Genomic DNA, 25,610 nt, shown 5'->3' on the forward strand with positions numbered 1-25,610 from the left:
CCCCTGAAAGCCCCGCCGATGCCCAAACCCCTGCCCGCGCTGGCTCTGTCGCTGCAGTTCGCCCGCTTCGACGGTGTGGAGGCGCACCGCGTCGCGCTGCCGCGCCACGCGGTGGCGCGCTGGCTGCGCCACGCGCTGGAACGCCCGGCCGAACTCACCGTGCGCATCGTCGACGCCGAGGAGGGGCGCAGCCTCAACCGCACCTGGCGGCACAAGGACTACGCCACCAACGTGCTGACCTTCGACTACCAGGCCGAGCCGGTGGTGCTGGCCGACCTGGTGCTGTGCGCGCCGGTGGTGGCGCGCGAGGCCGCCGAGCAGGGCAAGACGCTGCAGGCGCACTACGCGCACCTGCTGGTACACGGCGCGCTGCACGCGCAGGGCTGGGACCACGAGCGCGGCGAGGCCGAGGCCGAGGCGATGGAGACGCGCGAGATCGCCATCCTGGCGCGGCTGGGCTTTGCCAACCCGTACACGGTGCGCTGAGGGCTGGCCGGGTTCGTTTCTTCAGCCTGGCTTAATGGTGGTCCGCGACACTGGCGACACCGACGTCCCGTCGGTGGTCATCCCCATCAGTAGTCTTCATGAAAACGCTGATCGCCACCGCGCTGGTCTCCCTCGGTCTGCTGGCTTCGGCCCCCACGTTTGCGGGCCCGTTGACCGCGACCGATGGGGTTTCCGTCTCCGCCCAGGCCAATGCCCCGGCCAAGAAGAAGAAAAAGGCCAAACCCGCGAAAAAGAAGTCGCACAAAGCCCGCAAGGCCGCCGCGCAGTAACCCGACGGGCACGGCACAGGGCGGCGCATGCCGCCCTTTTTTCGTTGCGGCCATGACGGTGCGGCCATGAAACTGCTCCTCGTCGAAGACGACCTGGCCATCGAAGAAGGCCTGCGACTCGGGCTGCAAGGGGCGGGCTGCCGGGCGCAATGGGTGCGCCGTGGCGCCGATACCCTCGAGGCCCTGGCCGCCGGGCCGTTCGATGCCGTCGTGCTGGACCCGCTCGGCCGCCTGGGCACCGAGGCGCGCCCGCGCCCGCCGGTGCTGATCCTGTCCGCGCGCAGTCTGACGCAGGACACGATCACGGCGCTGCACCGGGGCGCCGACGACTATCTGACCAAACCGTTCGACTTCGACGAACTGCTGGCTCGGCTGGTCGCCTTGCACCGGCGCGCGCGTGGTCAGCAGCCCGCCTCGCTGCAGTTCGGGCCGCTGGCAATCGACCCCCTGCGCCGGGGCCGCGCTGACCGTGGCCCTGGGGCTGGCCGCGCTGCTGCTGGCCATGCTGCGCGGGGCGACCCGGCGCTCGCTGGAGCCCCTCGAGCGGCTGGTGTCGCGCGCCGCGCACGAATTCCGCACCCCCTTGGCGGCCGTGCGGCTGCACGCGCAACTGATGGGGCGCGCCCCCGCGCCCGACGTGCGGCTGGAGGTGTCGCTGCCCGACGACGCCACCCTGCACGGCGGACGGCTGGGAGTGGTGCTGCATCGACCACGGCCCGGGCATGGATGCGGCACAGAAAGCGACCGCCGGCACGGGCTTCGCCCAATCCCCCCACGGCAGCGGGCTGGGACTGACCATCGCGCGGCGCGTCACCGAGCGGCACGGCGGCCAAATCCACTTCGAGGACACGCCCGGCGGTGGCCTGACGGTGCGGATCGTGCTGCCAGACGCCTGAGGTGCCTGAGACCGAGCCCCTGGCACCGGGTGCCGGACGGCTCACGCCCGCAGCTCGAGGGGAATGGTCACCGGCCCGTCGTTGATCAGATGCACCTGCATGTCCGCCCCGAAGCGGCCCGTCGCCACCTGCGGGTGGCAGGCGCGCGCCGCGGCGACGAAGTGTTCGTAGAGCCGCTCGCCCTCGGCGGGGGTGTCGCCCGGCTCGGCGCACAGCAGCACCAGCAGACCGGGGCCGATGGCCCCCACCGTCTCGCCACCCACCTCCACGTGCGCCTGGCGCACCCGTTGCAGCAAGGCCTTCATCGCCGGTCGCCGCTCACGTGACTCATTTGAGGTCGCGCGGATCGTCGAAGTGCGCCTCGACGTCGCTGGGCAGGAGCTGGATCGTGGCCCGCAAGCCCGGCACGGCGCTCATCAGGGCCTGCTCCACACTGGCGCGCAACGCGGCCGCCCGCCCCAGCGTCCAACTGGCGGGCATGTGCATGTGCAGGTCCACATAGCGGCGCTGGCCCGCCTTGCGCGTGTGCACATGGTCGAAGCGGATGATGTCGCTGCCGTTGCGCTGGTGCGCAAAGCTGGCCAGCACGTCGTCAATGGCGGTGCGGACATCCGGCTCGACCGCCTCGTCCATCAGCCCCTGGCTGGAGCGCCACAGCAGATGCGCCCCCTCGCGGCCGATGTTCAGGGCCACGCCGATGGCCACCACCGCATCCAGCCAGAGCCAGCCCGTCGCCCAGGCCAGCGCCAAGCCCACCACCACGCCGGCCGAGGTCCAGACGTCGGTGAACAGGTGCCGGGCATCCGCCTCCAAGGCCAGCGAGCGGTGCACGCGCGAGGCGCGCAACATCACCCACGCCAGCCCACCGTTGAGCGCCGAGCTCAACACCGACAGCCCCAGGCCCCAATCCAGGCGCTGCAGCGGCTGCGGGTCCCACAACCGCCCCAGCGACGCCCAAATGATGCCCAGCGCGGCGACGATGATCAGGATGCCCTCGAACCCCGAGGAAAAGTACTCCGCCTTGTGGTGGCCGTAGGGGTGCTCATCGTCGGCCGGCCGCGCCGCCACCGTCACCATCCACAGGCCGAACATGGCGCTGGCCAGATTGACCACCGACTCCATCGCATCGGACAGCAGCCCGACCGAATCGGTGATCCACCACGCCAGCGTCTTGAGCAGGATGGTCGCCAGCGCCACCCCCACCGAGGCCGCGAGCAGCCGCTGGGGCGTCAGACGATGCCAAACCGCGTTCACGGCCGTGAGGGCGAGCGCCGGCGCGTCAACCCAGGGTCACGCGGGCAAACTTGCGCTTGCCCACCTGGACGACATAGGTGCCCGCCCCGAGCTTGAGGCCTTTGTCGCTGACCACGCTGCCATCCACCCGCACGCCGGCGCCGTCTATCAGGCGGTTGGCCTCGCTGCTGGACGGCGCCAGTCCGGCTTGTTTGAGCACCACGGCGACGCCCAAGGGCGCGCCGCCTTCGCCCAGCGCAAGACGGACTTCCGGAATCTCGTCCGGCACGCCCCCCCTGCTGCGGTGGATGAAGTCCTGCTCGGCTGCCTCGGCCGCCGCCGCGCTGTGGAAGCGGGCCGTGATCTCCTTGGCCAGCATCACCTTGGCCTCTTTGGGGTTGCGCCCCTGCGCCACTTCGCGCCGCAGGGCATCGATCTCGGCCTCGGACTTGAAGGACAGCAGCGTGTACCAGCGCCACATCAGCTCGTCGCTGATCGACAGCACCTTCGCAAACATGGTGTTGGCATCCTCGGTGATGCCGATGTAGTTGCCCTTGGATTTGGACATCTTCTCGACACCATCCAGCCCCTCCAGCAGCGGCATGGTCAGGATGCACTGCGGCTCCTGCCCGTACTCGGCCTGCAGGTGGCGGCCCATGAGCAGGTTGAACTTCTGGTCGGTGCCCCCCAGCTCCAGATCGGCTTTCAGCGCCACCGAGTCATAGCCCTGCATCAGGGGGTACAGAAATTCGTGCACGCTGATCGGCGTGCCCGCCGTGAAGCGCTGGTGGAAGTCGTTGCGCTCCATCATGCGGGCCACGGTGTACTTGGCCGCCAACTGAATCATGCCGCGCGCGCCCAGCGCATCGCTCCACTCGCTGTTGTAGCGGATCTCGGTCTTGGCCGGATCCAGCACCAAACTGGCCTGTTTGTAATAGGTCTCGGCGTTGGCCTTGATCTGCTCCGGTGTCAGTGGCGGGCGCGTCGTATTGCGTCCCGACGGATCACCGATCAGGCTGGTGAAGTCCCCGATCAAAAAGATCACCGTGTGCCCCAGATCCTGCAACTGGCGCATCTTGTTGAGCACCACGGTGTGGCCCAAGTGGATGTCCGGCGCGGTGGGGTCCAGCCCGAGCTTGATGCGCAACGGCTGGCCCGTGACCTCGCTGCGACGCAGCTTGCGCACCCAGTCGGTCACCGGCAGCAGCTCCTCGCAGCCGCGCCGGGTCACGGCCAACGCGGCGCGCACGGCGTCGGAGGCGCCCTGCAGCGCCTCCTCGGTCGCCTCCGCGGCGGGTACTGTTGAAATGTTCATGAGGGTTTGCACAGGTGACGGCGGCTGCGCGGCGGGTATACTCCAGGGATCTCGGCCGCCGGGACGGGGGCTGCATTGCGCGATGCAATGCGGTCGCCCGGATTGTAGTCGGCGGACGTCCCTCTCCATGCACGCCCCGCGGGCCTGCCCGGCAGGTACCGCGGCATGGGTGGCGTTGTCGTGTACAGCCCGCCCGCCCACCGGATACGGCATGATTGAACGGCTACACATATGGCAGCGCTGGCTGCAGCGCCATCCCCGTCGGGTCATGGCGGCACTGGGCGTGCTGCTGCTGGGCACGGGGGTCACGGCCTTCGGTACCGGCCCGCTCGACGCCGCCATCGACGACCTGCCGCGGCGCCAGCTCACCGAAGCGGTGGAGGTTGCCTTCGCCGACCCTGCGGCGAGCGCGCCGGTCGCCCCCTTTGTCCTTTACCGCACAGACGTCACCCGCCGCGACGACACCCTGGCCACGCTGCTGCAGCGCCTGGGCGTCGATGACCGCGCGGCGGCCGACTTTCTGCGTCGCGACCGGCAGGCCGCCGACGTCTGGCGCGGTCGGCCCGGCAAGCTGGTGAGTGCCGAGGTCGACGACGACGGACGGCTGCAACGGCTGACGGTGCGCTGGCTGCCGCGCGACGACAGCCCGACCTACCAACGGCTGACCGTGCAGCGCGACGGCGATACCTGGCGCTCCCGCTTGGAAAACCCGGCGCTGACACCCACGGTGCGCTTGGCCAGTGGGACCATCCGCACGTCGCTCTTCGCCGCCACGGACGCCGCGCGCCTGCCCGACGGCATCGCGTCCCAACTTGCCGATCTGTTTTCCGGCGAAATCGACTTCCGGCGCGACCTGCGCGCCGGCGACACCTTCCAAGTGGTGTACGAGGCGCTTGAGGCCGACGGCGAAGTCCTGCGCTACGGCCGTCTGCTGGGCGCCGAGTTCGTCAACGCCGGGCGGCGCCACCAGCTCGTGTGGTTCCAAGCGCCTGGCAACAAAGGGGCCTACTACAACTTCAAGGGCGAAAGCCTGCAACGAGCCTTTCTGGCCTCGCCCTTGGCCTTCTCGCGGGTGAGCAGCGGCTACGGCATGCGCTTTCACCCGGTACACGGCGACCAACGCGCCCATCTGGGTGTGGACTATGCCGCCCCCACCGGCACACCCGTGCGCAGCGTGGCCGACGCGGTGGTGGAGTTTGCCGGCTGGCAGCGCGGCTACGGCAACGTGGTCATCCTGCAGCACAAGCAAAACCGCAAGACCCTCTACGCCCACCTGAGCCGCGTGGATGTGCGCAAGGGGCAGCGCATCGAGCAAGGGCAAACGCTGGGGGCCGTCGGCGCCACCGGCACCGCCACGGGGCCGCACCTGCATATCGAATATATCGTCGGCGGTGCGCATCGCGATCCGCTGATCCTGGCGCGCGACAACGCCAGCGGCGAGCCCATCGAGGCGCGCTGGCGGCCCGCGTTCGAGCGGGTGGCCAGCGCGATGCGCGAGCAACTGGCCGCCGCCGCCACCCTGGTGCAGGCCAGCGCCGAGTAACCCCCGCGCCGGCGGCCGACCCCCGTGCGCTGCATCGGCCTGATGTCCGGCACGTCGCTCGACGGCGTCGACGGGGTGTTGGTCGAGTTTGACGACGGCACCGAGACCGGGCGGGTGCTGGCCGACGCCAACGCACCACTGCCCGAGCCCTTGCGCGCGCTGCTGCTGGACTTGCAGCACACCGGCCCCGACGAGTTGCACCGTGCGGCCCAAGCCGGCGCCGCGCTGGCCGACGTCTATGCCGCGGTCGTAGAGCAACTGCTCGAGCGCAGCGGTACCGCTCCCAGTCAGGTGGCGGCCATCGGTGCACACGGGCAAACCGTGCGCCACATGCCGCCGGGTCACCCCCGTCTGGGGCCCCACGAGGCCCCCTACACCCTGCAACTTCTGGCGCCGGCCCGGCTGGCCGAGGCCACCGGCATCGCGGTCGTGGCGGACTTCCGCAGCCGCGACATCGCCGCGGGCGGCCAGGGGGCGCCGCTGGTACCGGCATTCCACCGCGCGGCCTTCGGCCTGCCGGGCATGGCGGTGGGCGTGGTCAACATCGGCGGCATCGCCAACCTGACGGCGCTGTGCGCGGACGGGGCCCTGCGCGGCTTCGACACCGGGCCGGGCAATGTGCTGCTGGACGGCTGGTGCGCCCGCCACACCGGGGCGCGGTACGACGCGGACGGCGCCTGGGGTCGCCAAGGCCACGTCGTGCCCGCGCTGCTGGCCGATCTGCTGGCCGACCCCTACTTTGGCCGCACCGGCGCGCGCAGCACGGGGCGGGATCACTTCAACCTGGCGTGGCTGGACGAGCGCTTGGCGCAACACCCCGGCTTGCGCCCGGTGGATGTGCAGGCGACACTGGCGGCCCTGACGGTGGACAGCATCGCGCGCGCCGTGGAAGGCGTGCCCTGGGGAACCGTAGCGGGGACTGGCCCGCAGCGGCTGTGGGTGTGCGGTGGCGGCGCGCGCAACCGTGCGCTGTTGAATGGACTGGCGCGGCGCCTGCCCGCCACGAGCGTGGGCACGACCGCCGAGCTGGGTTGGCCCGTACAGTGGGTGGAGGCGGCGGCGTTCGCGTGGCTGGCGCACCAAACCCTGCTGCGCCGGCCGGGCAACGCCACCGAAGTCACCGGGGCGCGCGGGCCGCGCATTCTGGGCGCTATCTACCCCGCCTGAGCACCGCGCCCCGCGGACGCATCAGCCGACGCTGAAGCTTGAGCCGCAGCCGCAGGTCGTGGTCGCGTTGGGGTTGCGGATCACGAACTGCGCACCCTGCAGGTCTTCCTTGTAGTCGATCTCGGCGCCAACCAGGTACTGCAGGCTCATCGCGTCGATCAGTAGCGTCACGCCGTTCTTGACCATCTGCGTGTCGTCGTCGTTGATCACCTCGTCGAAGGTGAAGCCGTATTGGAAGCCCGAGCACCCCCCACCCTGCACGAAGACGCGCAGCCTGAGGTCGGGATTGCCCTCTTCGGCGATCAGCTCGGCCACCTTGGCGGCGGCGGCGTCGGTGAAGACGAGCGGCGCCGGCATCTCGGTCTTGGGGGTAGCGACGGTTTCGGCAAGGGCAGACATGACTCGGTTCCTGACTGTGACGGATGAAAAGGATAGCAAAACACTCGGGTTTTTCCCAAACGACGGGGGGGCCAATACCCCTGCCGCGGACAGGGAGGCCCGGACGAGCGGGCCCGCAGGCACAAAAAAACCGCCCCCACGAGGCGTGGTGGGCGGTTGGGCCGGATCGGGGCCGCGGATCAGCGCTTGCTGAACTGCTTGGCGCGACGGGCTTTGCGCAGACCGACTTTCTTGCGCTCGACTTCGCGGGCGTCGCGGGTGACGAAGCCGGCGGCGCTCAGCGTGGGCTTGAGGCTCGCGTCGTAATCGATCAGCGCGCGGGTGATACCGTGGCGCACCGCGCCGGCCTGGCCGGACTCGCCGCCGCCGTGGACGTTGACCTGGATGTCGAAGGTCTCGAGGTGGTTGGTCAGCACCAGAGGCTGCTTGGCGATCATGATCGACGTCTCGCGGCCGAAGTAGGCCTGGATGTCGCGACCGTTGATCGTGATCTTGCCGGAGCCCTTCTTGAGGAACACGCGCGCGACGCTGGACTTGCGACGGCCCGTGCCATTGTTCCATTCACCAATCATGGCCGCTCCTTAGATTTCCAACGCCTTGGGTTGCTGGGCGCCGTGCGGATGCTCGGGACCGGCGTAGACCTTGAGCTTCTTGATCATGGCGTAGCCCAGCGGGCCCTTGGGCAGCATGCCCTTGACGGCCTTTTCCAGCGCGCGGCCGGGGTGCTTGGCCTGCATGTCGCGGAAGTTGATCGAGCGGATGCCGCCCGGATAGCCGGTGTGGCGGTAGTAGATCTTGTCGAGGGCCTTGTTGCCGGTGACTTTGATCTTGTCGGCGTTGACGACGATGATGAAGTCGCCCGTATCGACGTGAGGGGTGTAGATGGCCTTGTGCTTGCCGCGCAACCGGAGTGCCACTTCGCTGGCGACACGTCCGAGCACCTTGTCGGTGGCGTCAATCACAAACCACTCATGCACCACCTCAGCGGGCTTGGCGCTGAAGGTTTTGGTCATGTCAGTTTCCTGTGGTCTGGGCGGGCCCTTTTCCACGGTCGGCGCTGCTCTGCCGGCAGCCTCTTAGGTGGGGGGAGATTTCGCCGCGGGGCCCAGGCTTTCGCTGCGAAACACGAGATTCTAGCCGGATCTCGGCAAACATGCGCATCCGGGCGTCACTCGGCTACCATCGGGCCATGTTCAGCTACCGACACGCCTTTCACGCCGGCAACCATGCCGATGTGCTCAAACACATCGCGCTGCTGGCCACGCTGCGGCATCTGCAGGCCAAGGACGGCGGACTGCTGCTGGTGGACACCCATGCGGGCGCCGGCCTGTACCGGCTGGACCAGGAGCAGGCCCGCACCTCCGGCGAGGCGGCCCAGGGCGTGGGTGCGCTGTGGCAGGCCGCGGCAACGGCCGCCGCGACGGGGGCCGCCCTGCCCGCGGCTGTGCAGGACTACATCGGCTGCCTGCACGCGCTCAATCCGGATGGGGTGCTGCAGCACTACCCCGGCTCGCCAGCGCTGCTGCAGGCGGCGCTGCGGCCGCAGGACGCGCTCAAATTGTTCGAGCTGCACCCCACCGACGGGCGGCTGCTCGACCGCACCGTGCGCGAGTGGCGCGCGCGCGCGCCACGCCCGGCCATCGATCTGCGGCGCGACAACGGCTTCGACGGCCTGAAGGCGCTGCTGCCACCGCCGTCGCGGCGCGCGCTGGTGTTGATCGACCCCAGCTACGAGCTCAAATCCGACTATGGCCTGGTCGCGGCCGTCGTGGCCGATGCGCTGCGGCGCTTGGCGGTCGGCTGTTACGTCGTCTGGTACCCGGTGATCGCGCGCGAGCAGGCGCACGCGCTGCCCAAACGCCTGCGCGCGCTGGCGCAGCACCACGGCCGCGCCTGGCTGCAGGCCGAGCTCAACGTCGGTACGCCGGCCGACCCGGCAGCCAAGGCCGCCGCCGCACGCGGCCGCCCCGTGGGCAGCCTGCGCGCCAGTGGCGTGTTCATCATCAACCCGCCCTACACCCTGGCCGACCAGCTGCGCGCGGCGCTGCCGTGGCTGCTGGCCGCACTGCGCCAGGGGCCGGCCGCGGCGTGGAAAATGGACGCCGGCGAACCCAAGGCCTGACGTCCAGGCCTGATACCGTTTGCCCCGCGCGACCGGGATCAGGCCACCGCCAACGCCTGCGCCAGGTCGGCCTGCAGGTCGTCGATGTGCTCGATGCCGACGCACAGGCGCACGGTGTCTTCGGTGACGCCGGCCTTGGCCAGCTCCTCGGGCGCGAGCTGGCGGTGCGTGGTGCTGGCCGGGTGCGTGGCCAGGGAGCGCACGTCGCCGATGTTGACCAAGCGTGTGAACAGCTGCAGCGCATCCAGGAAGCGCTCGCCAGCGGCGCGCCCGCCCTCGATGCCAAACGTCAGCAGCCCTGAGGCGCGCCCGCCCAGGTAGCGCTGCGCCAGCGCATGGTAGGGATCGTCCGGCAGGCCGGCGTAGCGCACCCAGCGCACCTTGGGGTGCTGGCGCAGGAACTGCGCCGCCGCCAGCGTGTTGGCGCAGATGCGGTCCATGCGCAGCGGCAGCGTCTCGATGCCCTGCAGAATCAGGAAGGCGTTGAACGGCGAGATCGCCGCGCCCATGTTGCGCAGCGGCACCACGCGCGCCCGCGCGATGTAGGCCGCCGGCCCCATGGCTTCGGTGTAAACCACGCCGTGGTAGCTGACGTCGGGCTCGTTGAGGCGGCGGAAGCGCGCCTTGTGTTCGGCCCACGGGAATTGGCCCGAATCGACGATCGCCCCGCCGACGCTGGTGCCGTGGCCGCCCAGATACTTGGTCAGCGAGTGCACGACGATGTCGGCGCCGTGCTCGAACGGGCGGCACAGGTAGGGGCTAGGCACCGTGTTGTCGACGATCAGCGGCACGCCGTGACGGTGCGCGATGGCCGCCAGCGCGGCCAGGTCGGTGACGTTGCCGCGCGGATTGCCCATTGATTCGCAGTAGATCGCCTTGGTGCGCGCGTCGATCAGCGGCTCGAAGGTCTCGGGCCGGTCGCTGTCGGCGAAGCGCACCTCGATGCCGTACTGCGGCAGTGTGTGGGCCAACAGGTTGTAGGTGCCGCCGTAGAGCGTGCTGGCCGAGACGATGTTGTCGCCGGCCTCGGCGATCGTCTGGATGGCGTAGGTGATGGCCGCCTGCCCCGAGGCCAGCGCCAGCGCGCCGATGCCGCCTTCCAGCGCCGCCAACCGCTCCTCCAGCACCGCTTGCGTCGGGTTCATGATGCGGGTGTAGATATTGCCCGGCACCTTCAGGTCGAACAGGTCGGCGCCGTGCTGCGCGCTGTCGAACGCGTAGGCCACGGTCTGGTAGATCGGCGGCACCACGGCCTTGGTCGTCGGGTCGGGGCGGTAGCCGGCGTGCACGGCCTGGGTCTCGAATCGCATCGGCAAGCTCTCCTCAAAAAACGCAACGGCCGCAACGATAGCGCACCGGATGCGGCGGCGTCCACGACATTCGCATCATGACGACATGACCCTGCGCTATAACGTCGCCCCATGCCGAACCAAGGATCCGAGCCGCCGCACTCCGCCCACCGCCGCCGGGCGCTGGCATGGCTGGGCGCCAGCGCCGCCGCGGCGCTGGCCGGCTGCGCCGGGCTGCCGCAACCCGCGGGCGAGGCCGACGGCGGGGAGGCGGCGCTGGCCGACTCCGCCTGGGCGCAGGCCAGCCAGCTCGTCCCCGGCGCGCGCTGGGAGCACCACGTCTTTCCGCAACGGCGCATCACGCACTACCGCGCCGGCCAGCACGTCGGCCGCCCCGCGCTGCGCGCCGAGAGTGACGCGGGCACCTCCGCGGTGCGGATGCGGCTGCGCGTGCCGGTCTCCGAGATCGCCGCGCTGCGCTGGTCGTGGTGGGTGGACGAGCTAGACCCGGCCTTCGACCCGTCGGACCGCGACACCGACGATGCAGTGGCGCGCGTGATCCTGGCCTTTGAGGGCGGGCGTGAGCACTGGACGGCGCGCGACCACCACCTGTCGGAACTGGCTCGCTTGGTCACCGGCGAGCCGCTGCCGGATGCCACGCTGATGTACGTCTGGGACGCACGGCTGCCGCTGGGCACCGTCGTGCGCCACCCCGGCACCGGCCGCATCCGCACGCTCATCGTGGCCAGCGGCGCGCACGATCTGGGCCGCTGGCTGGAGCTGGAGCGCGACCCGCTGGCCGACATGCGGCTGGCCTTCGGCGAGACACCGACGACGCTGGTCGCCGTCGGCCTGATGACCGACGCCAACAACACCCGTTCGCGTGCGGCGGCCTGGTACGGACCGCTCGAGCTGGTTCGCCGCGGCCGAGGCGGCTGAATCCGACTTCAGGCCGGCAGCAGATCCAGGCGCTGCAGGATCGCCAACGTCGGCTCGGCCTGGTTCATCGTGTAGAAATGCAGGCCTGGCACGCCGGCGGTGCGCAGCTGGTCGCACAGGTCGGTGACCACGTCCAGCCCGAAGGCGCGGATCGAGGCCACGTCGTCGCCGTAAGCCTGCAGCCGCAAGCGGATCCAGCGCGGGATCTCGGCGCCGCAGGCATCCGAGAAGCGCATCAGCTGCGTGGCGTTGGTGATCGGCATGACGCCGGGCACGATCGGCACCTCCACGCCGAGCGCGTAGGCGTCATCGACGAAGCGGAAGTAGGCGTCGGTGTTGAAGAAGTATTGCGTGATGGCACCGTCGGCCCCAGCGCGCACTTTCTCGGCGAAGGCCTGCAGGTCGGCCTGCGGCGAGCGCGCCTGCGGGTGCATCTCCGGATAGGCCGCCACCTCGATGTGAAAGGCGGCGCCGAACTCCGCGCGGATGAAGGCCACGAGGTCACGCGCGTAGGTGAATTCGCCGCCGAGCCCGTAGCCGCTCGGCAGGTCGCCGCGCAGCGCCACCAGCCGCTTGACGCCGATGCGCTGCAGCTCCGCCAGCTGCGCGCGCACGCGCGCACGCGTCGCACCGATGCATGAAAAGTGCGCCGCCGCGTCCATGCCATCGCCCAGAATCTGCGCCACGGTGGCGAAGGTGCCTTCCTGCGTGGAGCCGCCGGCGCCGTAGGTGACGGAGCAGAACTGCGGCCGCGCCGCGTACAGCCGCTGCCGCGCCGCGCGCAGCTTGGCCGCGCCCTCCGGCGTCTTCGGCGGAAAGAATTCGAAACTCAACGGCAAAGCCATGCCAGAAACTCCCGGTTGCCGTCGCCCCCGGCGATCGGACTGTCGAAGTAATCGCGCAGCACGAGGCCGTGCGCGGCCGCGGCGCGCTCGATGCGCTGGCGCACGCGCGCAAGCGCCGCGGCGTCGCGCACCACGCCGCCCTTGCCAATGTCACCCGGCTGCAGCTCGAACTGCGGCTTGACCAGCATCAGCAGCGAGCCGCCCGGCGCCAGCAGCGGCACCAGCGCCGGCCACACCAGCGTCTGCGAGATGAACGAGAGGTCGCCGACAATGAGGTCGAACGGCGGCGCGGCGGCGTCGCCGCCGGCGGCCAAGAGCCGCTCGGCACTCAGCTCGCGCGCGTTGCAGCCCTCGATCGCCACCACGCGCGGGTCCGCGCGCAGCCGCAGATGCAGCTGGCCGTGGCCGACGTCCACCCCGACCACCTGCGCCGCGCCGGCCTGCAGCAAGCAGTCGGTGAAGCCCCCGGTGCTCTGCCCCACGTCCAGGCAACGCCGCCCGGCCACCGGCACCCCGGTGCGCTGCAGCGCGGCGGCGAGCTTGAGCCCGCCGCGCGAGACGTAGCGCACCTCGGCGTCGTCCGCCAGCTGCCACTGCGCCTGCGGCGGCACCGTGTCGCCGGCCTTGCGCAGCGGCTGCCACGGTGCGCCGTCGCCCGCACGCCAGCGCACCGCGCCGGCGGCGATCAGCCGCTGCGCCGCCGAGCGCGACGCCGCCAGCCCCGCCTGCACCAGCGCCTGGTCGGCCCGCATGCCCCGCGCGCGCCGTCAGTAGCGGTAGGTGTCGGGCTTGTAGGGCCCCTCCTTCGGCACGCCGATGTAGGCGGCCTGCTCGTCGGTCAGCTCGGTCAGCATCGCGCCCAGTTTTTTGAGCTGCAGCCGCGCCACCTTCTCGTCCAGGTGCTTGGGCAGCACGTAGACCTTGCCCTTCTCGTAGTAGTCGCGGTGCGTGAACAGCTCGATCTGCGCGATCGTCTGGTTGGCAAACGAGCTGCTCATCACGTAGCTCGGGTGCCCGGTGGCACAACCCAGGTTGACCAGCCGCCCCTTGGCCAGCAGGATGATGCGTTTGCCGCCCTCGAAGATCACGTGATCGACCTGCGGCTTGATCTCCTCCCAGCGGCAGCGCGCCTCCAGCGCGGCCACGTCGATCTCGTTGTCGAAGTGGCCGATGTTGCAGACGATGGCCTGGTCTTTCATGCGGGCCATGTGCTCGTAGGTGATGACATGCTTGTTGCCGGTGGCGGTGACGAAGACGTCGGCTTTGTCGCACGCCCAGTCCATCGTGACGACCTTGTAGCCCTCCATCGCCGCCTGCAGGGCGCAGATCGGGTCGATCTCGGTCACCCACACCTGGGCCGACAGTGCCCGCAGCGCCTGCGCGCTGCCCTTGCCGACGTCGCCATAGCCACAGACGACGGCGATCTTGCCGGCAATCATCACGTCGGTGGCGCGCTTGATGCCATCCACCAGCGACTCGCGGCAGCCGTAGAGGTTGTCGAACTTGCTCTTGGTGACGCTGTCGTTGACGTTGATGGCGCGAAACATCAGCTCGCCGCGCGCGGCCATCTGCTTCAAGCGGTTGACGCCGGTGGTGGTTTCCTCGGTCACGCCGATGATTTGCGCCGCCTTGCGGCTGTACCAGGTCGGATCCTGCGCCAGGCGCGCGCGGATGGCGGCAAACAGCACGCGCTCCTCCTCGCTCTTGGGGTGATCCAGCACCGAGGGATCGCGCTCGGCCTGCTTGCCCAGGTGCATCAGCAGCGTGGCATCACCGCCGTCGTCGAGGATCATGTTCGGACCCTCCTCGGAGCTGCCGGCCGGGCCGAACTCGAAGATGCGGTGCGTGTAGTCCCAGTACTGCTCCAGCGTCTCGCCCTTGAAAGCAAACACCGGCGTGCCGGCGGCGGCGATCGCCGCTGCGGCGTGGTCCTGCGTCGAGAAGATGTTGCACGAGGCCCAGCGCACCCGTGCGCCCAGCGCCTGCAGCGTCTCGATCAGCACGGCGGTCTGGATCGTCATGTGCAGGCTGCCGGCGATGCGCGCGCCCTCGAGCGGCTGGCTCGGCGCGTACTCCTCGCGGATCGCCATCAGGCCCGGCATTTCGGTCTCGGCGATGCGGATTTCTTTGCGGCCCCATTCGGCCAGGCCAAGATCGGCCACGACGCAGTCGGTCGGCAGGGGGTGGTGCAGCGGTGCGTTCATGCGGTGACTCCTACGCTTTGAGAGGGCCACCGGCGGGGGCTTGCGAGCTCACGCCACACGCCGGTGGGTGAGCGTCGTTGCCAACATCGCCGCGGCGCGCCAGGGTGGGCACGTGCGGCGGTTCCGTCGAGCCTCGCGCTGGGGGGGGAGGATTCAGCCCAGACGCTGCAACGCTCCTCGCGGAATCACGCCTATTATAGGGGGCCAAGGCGCGATCGGTTTCTATAATCCACGGGCAACCCGACGGGACCCGCGCCCATCTACGGTCACACCGCCCCAGCCGATACCCACCATCTTGGACACCTCTGCCACCGCTCCCCCCCCGTCCGCCACCCAGGCGCTACAGCTGGTGGCCGCCGACATGCAGGCGGTCGATGCCGTGATTCGCGCGCGCTTGGGCAGCGACGTGCCGTTGGTGGGCCAAGTGGCGCACTACATCATCGGCTCCGGCGGCAAGCGCGTGCGGCCGGCGCTGCTGCTGCTGGCCTGCGGCGCGCTCGGGTGTACCGACGCGCGCCTGCACACGCTGGCGGCGGTGGTGGAGTTCATCCACACCGCCACGCTGCTGCACGACGACGTGGTGGACGAATCCACCCTGCGCCGCGGGCGCGACACCGCCAACCAGGTGTTCGGCAATGCCGCGAGCGTGCTGGTCGGCGACTTCCTCTACTCGCGCGCGTTTCAGATGATGGTGGACTGCGGCGACATGCGCATCATGCGTGTGCTGGCCGACGCCACCAACGTCATCGCCGAGGGCGAGGTGCTGCAGCTGATGAACATGCACGACGCCGCGCTGGACGAGGCGGCGTACCTGCGCGTCGTCCGCGCCAAGACGGCCAAGCTGTTCGAGGCCAGCGCCCGGCTGGCCGCGCTGCTGGCCGGCGCGGACGAGGCCACCGAGGCGTTGTGCGCCACCTACGGGCAGGCGCTGGGTGCGGCGTTCCAGATCGTCGACGACGTGCTTGACTACGAGGGCGACGCGACGGAGTTGGGCAAAAACCTGGGCGACGATCTGCGCGAGGGCAAGGTGACGCTGCCGGTCATCTGCGCGCTGCGCCGCTGCGCGCCGCACGAGGCGGCGCTGATCCGCGCCGCCATCGAGCAAGGTGGCGGCGATCGCCTGGACGAGATCGTCGCCATCGTGAGCATGAGCGGTGGCTTGGCCGAGGCGCGCGCCCACGCCGCCGCCGAGGCCCAGCGCGCCATCGAGGCGGCGCAGGCCCTGCCCACCCACGACGATGCGCAGCGCGAGCGGTACCGCGAAGCTCTGCTACAATTAGCGGCTCAGCTGCTGTCGCGTCGATCCTGACGCGGTCAGCCGCAGGCCTCGGGGTGTAGCTTAGCCTGGTAGAGCGCTACGTTCGGGACGTAGAGGCCGGAGGTTCGAATCCTCTCACCCCGACCAGCTTTCTCCGGTCAGTCGATGATGACGCAAGCCCTGCACCGCGGGGCTTTTTCGCTTTTTGGCGCTGCCGGTAGGCCAGACACCTCTGGCGCCCCTTGCCCGCGCAACATCCTACAACCGCGCCAGGAGTCGGGCCGGCTGCAGGCGCACCTTCACTTCGTCCGGCACCACGGCGCGGCGAATCTCGTAGGCGGGTTCGCTGGTGTCACGCAACGGTGGCTCACCCCGCGGCAGGCCGTCGCGCGTGACGATGGCCAACACCAGCGGGGTATTCGCGCGCCGGCCGCGGCGGGCGACGACGCCCACCTCGCCATTGACCAGTTCGACGAAGGTGCCCGGCAGGTACAGGCCCAGCGCCTTGATGAAGGATGTCCCGAGCGGCGTCGGCGCCCCGCTTGCATCCAGGCAGACATCGCGCACGGCACGCGGGGACGGCAAACCCGAGCGGGCATGCGCGGGCTGATGCGAGCGACGTACACGTCGATCATGCGCAGCAGTTGCGCAGCCGCGCCCACCTCGGCACGCCCCCGCGGGTAGCCCGCACCGCCCGCCTGCTCGTGGTGGTCGCGCACCAGTTCCAGCCAGACCGCATCGACCACCCCCAGCCGGCGCAGGCTCGCCTCGCCGCACAGCGGATGCTCCCACACCGCCCGGCGCTGCTCGGGGTGGAGTGCGGCGTCCTGCCGGGCCAAATCGTCGTGCAACCGGCCCATGCCGAGGTTCATGGTCAGCGCGGCGCGCTGCAGGCTCTGCTGGCGCGCCTCGTCCCAGCCCAGGGTCTGGGCCACCAGCCGGCCGACCACCGCGCACAGCAAGGCGTGGCTGGCGCTGTAGCCCATTCCGCGGTCGAACAGCATTTGCACCAGCACGAACAGGCTGTCGTCGATGCGCGAGCGCAGCAGGACCTGCATGCGCTGTTCCAGCCGCAAAAACCGGCCCACGAAGTCCTGCGCTTGATCGCCCTGGTGCAGCAGCAGCGTCAGCACGGCATGCAGATCGGCCCAGATTTCGTCGATGGGCCTGGCGTCGGGCTCGACCTCGACGGCGTCGTCGAACCCCATCGGACGGGTGACGCCCGCAATGGCTTCCAGACTTTGGTTGCCGCGCAGGGCGCGGTCGATGGCGGTGGTGTAGCGGTACGTCCAGGCACGGTACTCGTCTTCCTTGACCTGGGGGTTGTGCATCAGCAGCCACTGACGGTGGCGCTCGTCGCGGATGGTGTGCCCCTTGCGCAGGAGCAACTGGCCCTGCGGGTCCCACACGTTGACGGGCAGCGGCTCGCCCAAGGTGATGTCGTCGATCGGAAGGGGTACGTACATGGTGCTGTGCCCAGACCCTACTGTAGTACGGCCGATACCCCCTGTGGCGCAAGACTTGCCTGCGGTGCCGCGTTCGTTGCGATAATGACCCGTTGCACAGCCATTCCCAGGGTTTTCCATCATGCCTGATTCGTTGCTGACCCTGATCCCTGTGTCGGATCTGCGGGTGGGGCATTTCGTGCTCCTGGACCTGGGCTGGATGGCGCATCCGTTTCCGCGCAACAGTTTTCGCATCGAGTCCGAACGGCAGATCGAGACCATCCGCGCGCTGGGCCTGACGCGGGTGCGCATCGACCCCGAGCGCAGCGATGCGCTGACGCTGGAAGCCGCCGCCAATACCTCCGGCCCTCTCGGCGAAGCGACCACCGCCGCGACCAGCGCCACCTCGACGGCCACCCAGGCACCGGCGGACGCGGCGGCCCAGCAACGCGCCCAAGCGCTGGCCGAGCAGCGGCGCGCGCTGCAGCGTTGCGAGCGTCAGTACCACGAGGGTGCGCGGCGCTACCGCGCCCTGCTCGACGACATGGAACACGCCCCAGAAGCCGCCGGCCAGCAGGCCCGGACGCTGGTGGGCGCGATGCTGACCGACATCCAAGGCCACGGCGAATCGGCCATTCGCCTGCTCAGCGACGTGCAGGGCGACCGCGCCGCGCAGCACGCGATGAACGTGACGGTGCTGGCGGTGCTGCTCGGCCGGGCGCTGGGAATGGGCGGCGAGGAACTGGAGACGCTGGGCGTTGCCGCCTTTTTGCACGACATCGGCAAGACCCGGCTGCCGGACCTGGTGCGGCACAAGGACGATGCCTTCACGGCGGCGCAACTCAAGGTCTATCAGGAGCACGTGGCCCACGGGGTGGGTCTGGCGCGGGCCATGGGCATGGGGCCCGCCGTGCTGCAGGCAATCGCCCAGCACCACGAGGCGACGGATGGCAGCGGTTTTCCGCGCGGCTGCCGGGGCGAGGACATGAGCCGCTGTGCCCATGTGCTGGCGCTGATCAACCGCTACGACGGCCTGTGCAATCCGCTCAACCCGTCGCGCGCGCTGACCCCGCACGAGTCGCTGTCGCTGCTGTTCGCCACGCAAAAGGCGTGCTTCGACCCGGTGACGCTCAACGCCTTCATCCGCATGGTGGGGGTCTATCCCCCGGGCTCCATCGTGCAACTGAGCGACGGCCGCTTTGCGCTGGTGCAGGCGGTCAACTCGGCGCGGCCGCTCAAACCCCGCGTGCTGGTGCACGACCCGCGCACGCCGCGCAGCGAGGCGCTGCTGCTGGACCTGCAGGCCGAGCCGTCGCTGTCGATCCAGCGCAGCCTGCGCACCGACCAACTGCCGCGCGCCGCGCTCGACTACCTGGAGCCACGCCCCCGGTACTGCTACTTTTTCGAGCGCGCCGTCCGCCCCGACAGCGGGTCCGCAGGGACGCTGACATGAGCTACGTGCACTGGGCCCCCATCACCGAGGGGTTGATCGAAGCGGTGTGGGTGGTGGACCCCCGCACCCGGCGCATCCTGACGGTCAACACCGCAGCCGCCCGGCTGCTGGGAGTGGAGCGCGGCGCGCTGGTGGGCAGCGCAGTGCAGGACTGGATTGCCGACCCGCAGGACCATGTGTACTGGCAGGAGTGGCAGGCCGGCATCGAGCAGACGCTGGAGTCCGAGGCCACGGTGCGCCGCGCCGACGGCGAATTGGTGCGCGTGCAACGGCGCGTCAGCCCGGTCACGCCGGAAGGTGGCGAGACCGTGGTGCTGGTGGCGATGCAGGACCTCAGCGAATGGCAGTACACGCGCCAGCGACTGGAAACCCTGCTGGCGGAACTGCGCGCTGCACTCGAATCGTCGTCCGACGGCATTCTGGTGTGCGACCTGGACGGGCGCATCCGCGCCTTCAACCGCACCTTCGCCGCTCTGTGGGACCTGCCCGAGGCCCTGTTGACACACCAGGACGACACCGCCATCTGGAGTCACCTGGCTGCCTGCGTGCCCGACCCGGGCGGCTTTCATAGCCGGCTGGGCGAGTTGCAGCGCACCCCGCTGCTGGAGGCGAACGACGTCGTGCTGCTGCGCAACGGCCGCATCCTGGAGCGGGCCTCGCGGCCTCAGCTCGCGCGCGGCCGACCCATCGGGCGCATCCACGTCTTTCGCGACGTGACGGAGCGCACGGCCACCGAGGCCAAACTTCGGCTGGCCGCCAAGGTGTTCGAATCCAGCCCCGATGCCATCGTGGTGACGGACCCCGAGCGCCGCATCGTGGCCTGCAATCCGGCCGCCCTCAAGCTCGCGGCCATGGAACGGGACCCGCAGGGCGAGCGGCTGGACGACCTGCTGTATGCCCCGTCGCAACCGCAGTGGCCCCGCCACGTCGCCCAGGCCCTGACGGACAAGGGCTACTGGGAAGGCGAGCTGTGGCTGCGCCGCCCCGAGGGCCCGGGGGTAGCACTGCTGGCCTCGTGGGTGCTGCTGCGCGACGGCGACGGGCGCCCGCTGAACACGGTGCTGTTTGCCAAGGACCTGTCCGAAAAGCTGGAAGCCCAGCGCCGCATCGAACAACTCGCCTACAGCGACCCGCTGACCGGCCTGCCCAACCGCCTCATGCTGGGCGAGCGTGTCGGCCACGCCATCCGCCTGGCGCAGCGCAGCGGGCGCGGGTTCGCGCTGCTGTTTCTGGACCTGGATCGCTTCAAGAGCATCAACGACTCGCTCGGCCACATGTTCGGGGACCAGGTGCTGGTGGAGGTGACCGCCCGCCAGCAGCGCTGCCTGCGGCAGACCGACACCTTGTCCCGGCTGGGCGGCGACGAGTTCGTCATCCACCTGCACGAGGCCGACCGCCACGCCGCCGAAGTCACCGCGCAACGCATCATCGAGGCGATCACCCGCCCCGTCACGATCGACGAGATGCAGTTCACGCTGTCGTGCAGCATCGGCATCGCCATGTATCCGCAGGACGGCGCCACGCTGGACGAGCTGATCCAATGCGCCGACACGGCCATGTACCAGGTCAAGGAGCGCGGCAAGGGGCACTACCGCTTCTACCAGCCGGAGATGAACGCCGACCTGCTCGGACGCATCCAGATGGATCATGCGATGCGCCAGGGCCTGCAGCGCGGCGAGTTCGAGCTGCACTACCAGCCTCGGGTGGACCTGCGCTCGGGAACCGTGACGGCCTGCGAGGCGCTGTCGCGCTGGCACCGCCCCGGCCAGGGCCTAGTGATGCCGGGCACGTTCATCGCCGTGGCCGAGGAAACCGGCCTGATCGCGCTGCTCGGGCATTGGGTGCTGCAAAACGCCATCGCGCAGGCGGCCCGCTGGGCGGAGCATGGCCGACCGCTGCAGGTCGCGGTGAATGTGTCGGCGCTGCAGTTCCAGCAGGCACGCTTCGTGCGGGATGTGGCGGACGCCCTGCAGCAGCACCGGCTGCCCCCGCACCTGCTGGAGCTGGAGCTGACCGAATCCATCCTGATCCGCGATGCGGAGGAAGCGCTGGGTAAGCTGCAGGCGCTGGCCGACCTCGGGGTCGAGCTGTCGCTGGACGATTTCGGCACGGGCTACTCCAGCCTCACCTACCTCAAGCGCTTTCCGCTGCATCGGCTCAAGATCGACCGCAGCTTCCTCGTGTCCATGCCCGAGGACGGTGCCGATGCGGCGATCGTGGCGGCCATCGTGCAGATGGGCCACGCGCTGTCCATGGAAGTCGTGGCCGAGGGGGTGGAGCGCCCCGAGCAACTGCAGCGGCTGCGCGCCCTGGGCTGCGACCACTACCAGGGCTTTTTGTTCGCCCGGCCGATGCCGGCCGATGCGCTGCGCGCGCGGCTGGCGTCGCCCGATGGCGAGCCGGCGCAGATGCCACCGCCGTGATCAGACGCCCTGCGCCCAGGCCTGCAGGTCCTGCGGCTTAACCTGGCCGAGCTTGCGGTGCGCGATGCGGCCGGTCCGATCAAACACCACGGTGAACGGCAGCGCCCCGTTGTCGTTGCCGAGCTGGCGCCCCAGATCGGTCCCGCCAAAGCCCGCCAGCCCGACCGGAAAGGACAGGGGCTGCCGCTGCAGAAATTGCCGAACGGCACTGGGCTGGTCGATGGCCAGCGCCAGCACCTGCCAGCCGTCGGCCTGCCGTTCGCGGTAGAAGCGGTCGAGCAGCGGCAGCTCTTCCACGCACGGCGGGCACCACGTAGCCCAGAAGTTGAGCAGCAGAGGCCGGCCGCGAAACGCCGCTGCGGCCACGGTGCCCCCCTCCGGCCGGTCCCACTGCTGGGTCCACAGGGCCTGCTGCGCCCCCTCCGCTGGCACGTCCGGGGTCAGGCGCCAGCCGGCCACGCCCGCCCCCAGGGCCGCCGCGGCGGCGGCTATGCCGATCGTCATCGCCCGTCGTTGCATCGGTGGTGCTCCTCGTTGCAGGGGTCGGAGTCGGGTGCGGCCAACAAAGTTCGCACCTCGGCTGCGGTGCCGCGCGGCACGCGGCCCAAGTCGTCGGGCAGGCGGGCGCCCCGCCCCGCCTCGGTGTCATTGACCCACAGATGCAGGCCCACCGTCTCGCCCAGCCCGTCGCAGGGCACCGCCAAACTCAGCACCTCGGCCTCGCGGCCCCGCATGCCGCGCGCGGTCTGCGCGTCGTAATCGAGTCCGGCGTTGATGAGGGCGATCTCCACCGCCTTGGGGTCGTCGGCAAAGAGTTGCAGGTGGATGTCCGACAGTCGGGTCGCCGTGCCGTGCCAGACGGCCCCGCCGAGCAGCGGGGCAAACTCGGCCAGCCGCTCCATCCAGACCAGCGCGGTCTCGCGCAGGGCGCGCAGCTCGGCCGGCTGCGTCTCGGCATGAAAGATCGCCAGATGCTCGCGCACGGCGGCATCGATGAGAGCCGGGCCGGGCAGCGGGGTGCGGGACGGCAGGCGCAATTGCTCGAGCGCGCGCTGCAGGGCCCGCCGCACCTCCAGCCCCTCGTCAACCATCAGCCCGGCCGCGACGGCGGCCAGCTCGCGTTGCGTGTCATCGTCCATGGACGGGATTGTCCGCGATGGGCGGTGCCCCGCCGAGCGGCCGCGATAATGCGCCCCATGCACATCCACATACTGGGCATCTGCGGCACCTTCATGGGCGGGCTGGCGGCGCTGGCACGCGAGGCCGGCCACCGCGTCACCGGCTGCGACGCCGGCGTCTATCCGCCGATGAGCGAGCAGCTGCGCGCGCTGGGCATCGATTTGATCGAGGGCTATGGGGCCGACCAGCTCGCCCTGCGGCCGGACGTGTTCGTCATCGGCAATGTGGTCAGCCGCGCACGCAGCCCCGACGGGACGCCCAAGTTTCCCCTGATGGAGGCGATCCTGGACGCCGGTGCGCGCTACACGAGCGGCCCACAGTGGCTGGGCGAGCAGGTGCTGCACGGCCGCCACGTGTTGGCCGTCGCCGGTACGCACGGCAAAACGACGACCACGGCCATGCTGGCCTGGATTCTGGAGCACGCCGGGTTGGCGCCCGGGTTTCTCGTCGGGGGCGTGCCGCTCAATTTCGGCGTCTCGGCCCGGCTGGGACGGCTGCCGTCGGATGGCACGCGCACGCCGTTCGTGATCGAGGCCGACGAGTACGACACCGCGTTTTTCGACAAGCGCAGCAAGTTCGTGCACTACCGCCCGCGCACCGCGGTGCTGAACAATCTGGAGTTCGACCACGCGGACATCTTCGATGACCTAGCGGCGATCGAGCGCCAGTTTCACCATCTGCTGCGCACCGTCCCCCCCAGCGGCCGGGTGATCGCCAACGGGCTGGAGGAGTCGATCGCGCGCGTGCTGCACCGCGGCCTGTGGAGCGAGTTACGCACCTTCGGCGCCGCCGACAGCGACTACACCGCCGAGGGCGAGCCGCAGGACTTTGCCGTGCTGCGCCGGGGCGAAGTGGTGGCCCACGTTCGCTGGTCGCTCAGCGGTACACACAACCAGCTCAACGCGCTGGCCGCCCTGGCGGCGGCCGAACACCTGGGGGTGGAGCCGGCCGTGGCGGCCGAGGCGTTGGCCGGCTTTGCCCATGTGCGCCGGCGGCTGGAGGTGCGCGGGACGGTGGCGTTGCCAGGCGGCGCGGTCACGGTTTACGACGATTTCGCCCACCATCCGACGGCGATTCGCACCACGATCGACGGCCTGCGGCGCCGGCTCGACCACGAGGGCCGCCCGGACGAACGCATTCTGGCGATCTTCGAGCCGCGCTCCAACACCATGAAGCTGGGCACGATGAAGGCGCAGATGCCCTGGGCGCTGGAGGGCGCAGCGCTGGCCTTTTGCCACGCGGGCGGACTGGACTGGGATGCGGCCGCGGCGCTCGCGCCGCTGGGCGAACGCGCACGGGTGGCGCCGGACATCGACACCCTGGTGGCGCAGGTGGCGGCAGCGGTGCGCCCCGGCGACCACCTGCTGTGCATGAGCAACGGGGCGTTTGGCGACGTGCATGGGCGGCTGTTGGCCACCCTGCGCCCTCAGTAACCGACCGCCAGGCCGGGCACGTCCACCTTGATGACCGGCTTGGCCAGCAGACTGCTGGCCGCACGGGCATAGACCATGGCCCAGGGGCGGTGCGCCGGATCGGCAAAGCGCGTCTCGCCCACGGTCTGGGCGATGGCCAGCACCTTGTCCGCCGTCAGCACCTTGCCACTCAGGCGCAGCGGCTCACACCCCAGTTCGGTGAACTGCTGGTCCAGCCACTGGCGCGCCATGTCGTGCGGCATGGGCTGCACCTCGTCGAGGTCGAAGGTGTACTCGCGGTCGGGGCCAAATTGAACGATCACGTGGCTGCGCATGGCGACTTCCGGTGGATCTGAACGGAACGGCCCTATCGTACACCCGCGGCCGCTCAGCCGCGGCGGGCGCGCCGCGCCGCCACCGCATCGGCCAGCGTCTGCAGCACTTGCACCGAAGCATCCCAATCGATGCACGCATCGGTGATGCTGCGGCCATACTCCAGCGCAGACGGATCGTCCTTGCCCGGGGTGAATTTCTGCGCGCCGGCCTGCAGGTGGCTCTCGATCATCACGCCGAACACCCGGCTCGACCCGCCAGACAACTGGTCGGCGATGTTGCGCGCGACGTCGATCTGGCGCTCGTGCTGCTTCTGGCTGTTGCCGTGGCTGCAGTCCACCATCACGCGCGCCGGCAGCTTGGCGTCGGCGAGCTGCTGGCAGGCGATGGCCACGCTGTCGGCGTCGTAATTGGGCAGCTTGCCGCCGCGCAGGATGACGTGACAGTCCTGGTTGCCCTTGGTGCGCACGATGGCCACCTGGCCGTTCTTGTGCACCGACAGGAAGTGGTGCGGTCGGCTGGCGGCCAGGATGGCGTCGGTGGCGATGCGGATGTTGCCGTCGGTGCCGTTCTTGAAGCCGATCGGCGCCGACAGGCCCGAGGCCAGCTCGCGGTGCACCTGGCTTTCGGTGGTTCGCGCGCCGATCGCCCCCCACGAAATCAGGTCGGCGATGTACTGCGGGCTGATGACGTCGAGGAACTCGCTGGCCGCCGGCAGCCCCAGGCGGTTGATCTCGATGAGCAGCTGGCGCGCGATGCGCAGGCCCTCGTCGATGCGGAAGCTCTCGTCCAGGTACGGGTCGTTGATCAGGCCCTTCCAGCCCACGGTGGTGCGCGGCTTCTCGAAATAGACGCGCATGACGATCTCGAGCTGGTCGGCGAAGCGGTCGCGCTGCTCTTTCAGGCGCCGCGCGTACTCCATCGCCGCGGCGGGGTCGTGAATCGAGCACGGCCCGATGATGACCAGCAGCCGGTCGTCCTTGCCGTGCAGGATCTGGTGGATGGCGCGGCGGGTGTGGGTGATGAGCTTTTCGATCCCCGTCCCCCGGATCGGGAAGAAGCGTATCAGGTGCTCGGGCGGCGGCAGCACGGTGATGTCCTCGATGCGTTGGTCGTCGGTCTGGCTGGTGCGGTCGGCCGGATGGGGATACCAGGCATCGGTGCTGCTGGCCTTGGCGGGGCTCGGGCTCATGGGGGGCTCCTTCGATAGGGGTAAACGGGGGCGAAACGGGCGAAAAAAAACCGCCGGTGGGGACCGACGGTTTTGAGTTCAAGGGCTTTTGCTGGGCGCTTTCAGACCTCTCTGCCGTCGGTGACGCGTGAGAACCAAAAGTAGCCAAAGTAAAAGCCGCGCAATTGCATGGTATTCAATGTAGCAC

Annotated in this window: 25 protein-coding genes, 1 tRNA gene and 2 pseudogenes; 13 read left to right on the top strand and 15 right to left on the bottom strand. The window is 69.9% G+C overall.

The annotated features are described in order from the left end of the window. Positions 1 to 18 precede the first annotated feature (18 nt). From ybeY to V7026_RS03555, 4 genes and pseudogenes are all read left to right on the top strand, one after another. Positions 19 to 486 carry an rRNA maturation RNase YbeY gene (gene ybeY, locus V7026_RS03545; protein WP_334153938.1) on the top strand — a complete coding sequence of 156 codons (468 nt, stop codon included), beginning with the start codon at positions 19 to 21 and terminating at the stop codon, positions 484 to 486. 98 nt (positions 487 to 584) lie between these two features. Continuing rightward, on the top strand, positions 585 to 776 hold the full coding sequence (locus V7026_RS11425; protein ID WP_068606784.1) for a hypothetical protein: 192 nt from the start codon (positions 585 to 587) through the stop codon (positions 774 to 776). Between the two features lie 66 nt (positions 777 to 842). Next, a pseudogene (locus tag V7026_RS11430) lies at positions 843 to 1,091 on the top strand (DNA-binding response regulator); the annotation flags it as partial. A 380-nt stretch (positions 1,092 to 1,471) separates the two neighbouring features. Further along, positions 1,472 to 1,672: pseudogene (locus V7026_RS03555) on the top strand (sensor histidine kinase); the annotation flags it as partial. Positions 1,673 to 1,713: 41 nt separating this feature from the next. On the opposite strand, the gene V7026_RS03560 reads toward V7026_RS03555, so the two are convergent. The 3 genes from V7026_RS03560 to tyrS are packed head-to-tail and all read right to left on the bottom strand — an operon-like array spanning position 1,714 to position 4,220. Continuing rightward, the gene (locus V7026_RS03560; protein ID WP_334153910.1) at positions 1,714 to 1,977 is read right to left on the bottom strand and encodes a D-aminoacyl-tRNA deacylase; all 264 of its coding nucleotides are present in this window, start codon (positions 1,975 to 1,977) and stop codon (positions 1,714 to 1,716) included. A gap of 22 nt (positions 1,978 to 1,999) precedes the next feature. After that, positions 2,000 to 2,926: a cation diffusion facilitator family transporter gene (locus V7026_RS03565; RefSeq protein WP_143969302.1), complete on the bottom strand. Its 927-nt coding sequence runs from the start codon at positions 2,924 to 2,926 to the stop codon at positions 2,000 to 2,002. A 25-nt stretch (positions 2,927 to 2,951) separates the two neighbouring features. Next, positions 2,952 to 4,220 carry a tyrosine--tRNA ligase gene (gene tyrS / locus V7026_RS03570; protein WP_334153911.1) on the bottom strand — a complete coding sequence of 423 codons (1,269 nt, stop codon included), beginning with the start codon at positions 4,218 to 4,220 and terminating at the stop codon, positions 2,952 to 2,954. Positions 4,221 to 4,431: 211 nt separating this feature from the next. Here tyrS and V7026_RS03575 point away from each other — a divergent pair, with 211 nt between their 5' ends. Then, positions 4,432 to 5,763 (top strand): M23 family metallopeptidase, encoded by a 1,332-nt coding sequence (locus tag V7026_RS03575; protein ID WP_334153912.1) that lies wholly within the window; start codon positions 4,432 to 4,434, stop codon positions 5,761 to 5,763. 24 nt (positions 5,764 to 5,787) lie between these two features. Next, complete coding sequence (locus V7026_RS03580) at positions 5,788 to 6,930, top strand: anhydro-N-acetylmuramic acid kinase (protein WP_334153913.1); 1,143 nt, start codon at positions 5,788 to 5,790, stop codon at positions 6,928 to 6,930. Positions 6,931 to 6,951: 21 nt separating this feature from the next. On the opposite strand, the gene erpA is transcribed toward V7026_RS03580, so the two are convergent. The 3 genes from erpA to rplM form a co-directional block, all read right to left on the bottom strand. Then, positions 6,952 to 7,329 (bottom strand): iron-sulfur cluster insertion protein ErpA, encoded by a 378-nt coding sequence (gene erpA / locus V7026_RS03585; RefSeq protein ID WP_334153914.1) that lies wholly within the window; start codon positions 7,327 to 7,329, stop codon positions 6,952 to 6,954. Between the two features lie 179 nt (positions 7,330 to 7,508). Then, entirely contained in the window at positions 7,509 to 7,901 is a 393-nt protein-coding gene (gene rpsI / locus V7026_RS03590; protein ID WP_334153915.1) for a 30S ribosomal protein S9, read from the bottom strand. A 9-nt stretch (positions 7,902 to 7,910) separates the two neighbouring features. Beyond that, positions 7,911 to 8,342, bottom strand: a complete 432-nt coding sequence (gene rplM / locus V7026_RS03595; protein WP_068606772.1) for a 50S ribosomal protein L13 — start codon at positions 8,340 to 8,342, stop codon at positions 7,911 to 7,913. Between the two features lie 176 nt (positions 8,343 to 8,518). On the opposite strand from rplM, the gene V7026_RS03600 reads away from it, so the two are divergent. Beyond that, positions 8,519 to 9,451, top strand: a complete 933-nt coding sequence (locus V7026_RS03600; protein WP_334153916.1) for a 23S rRNA (adenine(2030)-N(6))-methyltransferase RlmJ — start codon at positions 8,519 to 8,521, stop codon at positions 9,449 to 9,451. Between the two features lie 38 nt (positions 9,452 to 9,489). On the opposite strand, the gene V7026_RS03605 is transcribed toward V7026_RS03600, so the two are convergent. Beyond that, positions 9,490 to 10,761 carry an O-acetylhomoserine aminocarboxypropyltransferase/cysteine synthase family protein gene (locus tag V7026_RS03605; RefSeq protein WP_334153917.1) on the bottom strand — a complete coding sequence of 424 codons (1,272 nt, stop codon included), beginning with the start codon at positions 10,759 to 10,761 and terminating at the stop codon, positions 9,490 to 9,492. Positions 10,762 to 10,872: 111 nt separating this feature from the next. On the opposite strand from V7026_RS03605, the gene V7026_RS03610 reads away from it, so the two are divergent. Continuing rightward, positions 10,873 to 11,679 carry a DUF3047 domain-containing protein gene (locus tag V7026_RS03610; protein WP_334153918.1) on the top strand — a complete coding sequence of 269 codons (807 nt, stop codon included), beginning with the start codon at positions 10,873 to 10,875 and terminating at the stop codon, positions 11,677 to 11,679. A gap of 8 nt (positions 11,680 to 11,687) precedes the next feature. On the opposite strand, the gene metF is transcribed toward V7026_RS03610, so the two are convergent. Genes metF through ahcY form a run of 3 tightly spaced genes read right to left on the bottom strand, consistent with a single transcriptional unit; the run spans position 11,688 to position 14,728 of the window. Further along, positions 11,688 to 12,524, bottom strand: coding sequence for a methylenetetrahydrofolate reductase [NAD(P)H] (gene metF / locus V7026_RS03615; RefSeq protein ID WP_334153919.1), 837 nt, complete (start codon positions 12,522 to 12,524; stop codon positions 11,688 to 11,690). After that, entirely contained in the window at positions 12,509 to 13,276 is a 768-nt protein-coding gene (locus tag V7026_RS03620) for a TlyA family RNA methyltransferase (protein ID WP_334153920.1), read from the bottom strand. The genes metF and V7026_RS03620 overlap by 16 nt, the downstream gene beginning before the upstream one ends. Positions 13,277 to 13,291: 15 nt before the next feature. Continuing rightward, positions 13,292 to 14,728 (bottom strand): adenosylhomocysteinase, encoded by a 1,437-nt coding sequence (ahcY, locus tag V7026_RS03625; protein WP_334153921.1) that lies wholly within the window; start codon positions 14,726 to 14,728, stop codon positions 13,292 to 13,294. 361 nt (positions 14,729 to 15,089) lie between these two features. Here ahcY and V7026_RS03630 point away from each other — a divergent pair, with 361 nt between their 5' ends. After that, complete coding sequence (locus V7026_RS03630; RefSeq protein ID WP_334153940.1) at positions 15,090 to 16,037, top strand: polyprenyl synthetase family protein; 948 nt, start codon at positions 15,090 to 15,092, stop codon at positions 16,035 to 16,037. Positions 16,038 to 16,056: 19 nt separating this feature from the next. Further along, positions 16,057 to 16,133: transfer RNA gene (locus V7026_RS03635), tRNA-Pro, on the top strand. 152 nt (positions 16,134 to 16,285) lie between these two features. Here the strand turns inward: V7026_RS03635 and V7026_RS03640 are convergent. Further along, entirely contained in the window at positions 16,286 to 17,452 is a 1,167-nt protein-coding gene (locus V7026_RS03640) for an HD-GYP domain-containing protein (protein ID WP_334153922.1), read from the bottom strand. Positions 17,453 to 17,573: 121 nt separating this feature from the next. Here V7026_RS03640 and V7026_RS03645 point away from each other — a divergent pair, with 121 nt between their 5' ends. Both V7026_RS03645 and V7026_RS03650 read left to right on the top strand, forming a co-directional pair. Beyond that, positions 17,574 to 18,884, top strand: coding sequence for an HD-GYP domain-containing protein (locus tag V7026_RS03645; RefSeq protein WP_334153923.1), 1,311 nt, complete (start codon positions 17,574 to 17,576; stop codon positions 18,882 to 18,884). Beyond that, the gene (locus V7026_RS03650) at positions 18,881 to 21,307 is read left to right on the top strand and encodes a sensor domain-containing protein (protein WP_334153924.1); all 2,427 of its coding nucleotides are present in this window, start codon (positions 18,881 to 18,883) and stop codon (positions 21,305 to 21,307) included. The genes V7026_RS03645 and V7026_RS03650 overlap by 4 nt, the downstream gene beginning before the upstream one ends. Here V7026_RS03650 and V7026_RS03655 read toward each other — a convergent pair whose 3' ends face one another. Then, positions 21,308 to 21,826 (bottom strand): TlpA disulfide reductase family protein, encoded by a 519-nt coding sequence (locus V7026_RS03655; protein ID WP_334153925.1) that lies wholly within the window; start codon positions 21,824 to 21,826, stop codon positions 21,308 to 21,310. It lies immediately after the preceding gene. Further along, positions 21,808 to 22,446, bottom strand: coding sequence for a hypothetical protein (locus V7026_RS03660; RefSeq protein WP_334153926.1), 639 nt, complete (start codon positions 22,444 to 22,446; stop codon positions 21,808 to 21,810). Before V7026_RS03660 ends, V7026_RS03655 begins: the two co-directional genes overlap by 19 nt. 57 nt (positions 22,447 to 22,503) lie before the next feature. On the opposite strand from V7026_RS03660, the gene mpl reads away from it, so the two are divergent. Further along, complete coding sequence (mpl, locus tag V7026_RS03665; RefSeq protein ID WP_334153928.1) at positions 22,504 to 23,919, top strand: UDP-N-acetylmuramate:L-alanyl-gamma-D-glutamyl-meso-diaminopimelate ligase; 1,416 nt, start codon at positions 22,504 to 22,506, stop codon at positions 23,917 to 23,919. Here the strand turns inward: mpl and V7026_RS03670 are convergent. Further along, the gene (locus V7026_RS03670; RefSeq protein WP_334153929.1) at positions 23,913 to 24,233 is read right to left on the bottom strand and encodes a hypothetical protein; all 321 of its coding nucleotides are present in this window, start codon (positions 24,231 to 24,233) and stop codon (positions 23,913 to 23,915) included. The two genes, mpl and V7026_RS03670, sit on opposite strands and share 7 nt — an antisense overlap. Positions 24,234 to 24,286: 53 nt before the next feature. Then, positions 24,287 to 25,423: a 3-deoxy-7-phosphoheptulonate synthase gene (locus V7026_RS03675; RefSeq protein WP_334153930.1), complete on the bottom strand. Its 1,137-nt coding sequence runs from the start codon at positions 25,421 to 25,423 to the stop codon at positions 24,287 to 24,289. Between the last annotated feature and the right edge of the window lie 187 nt (positions 25,424 to 25,610).

Origin of the sequence: Tepidimonas sp. (genome assembly GCF_036825565.1) — a bacterium.
GTDB lineage: Bacteria > Pseudomonadota > Gammaproteobacteria > Burkholderiales > Burkholderiaceae_C > Tepidimonas.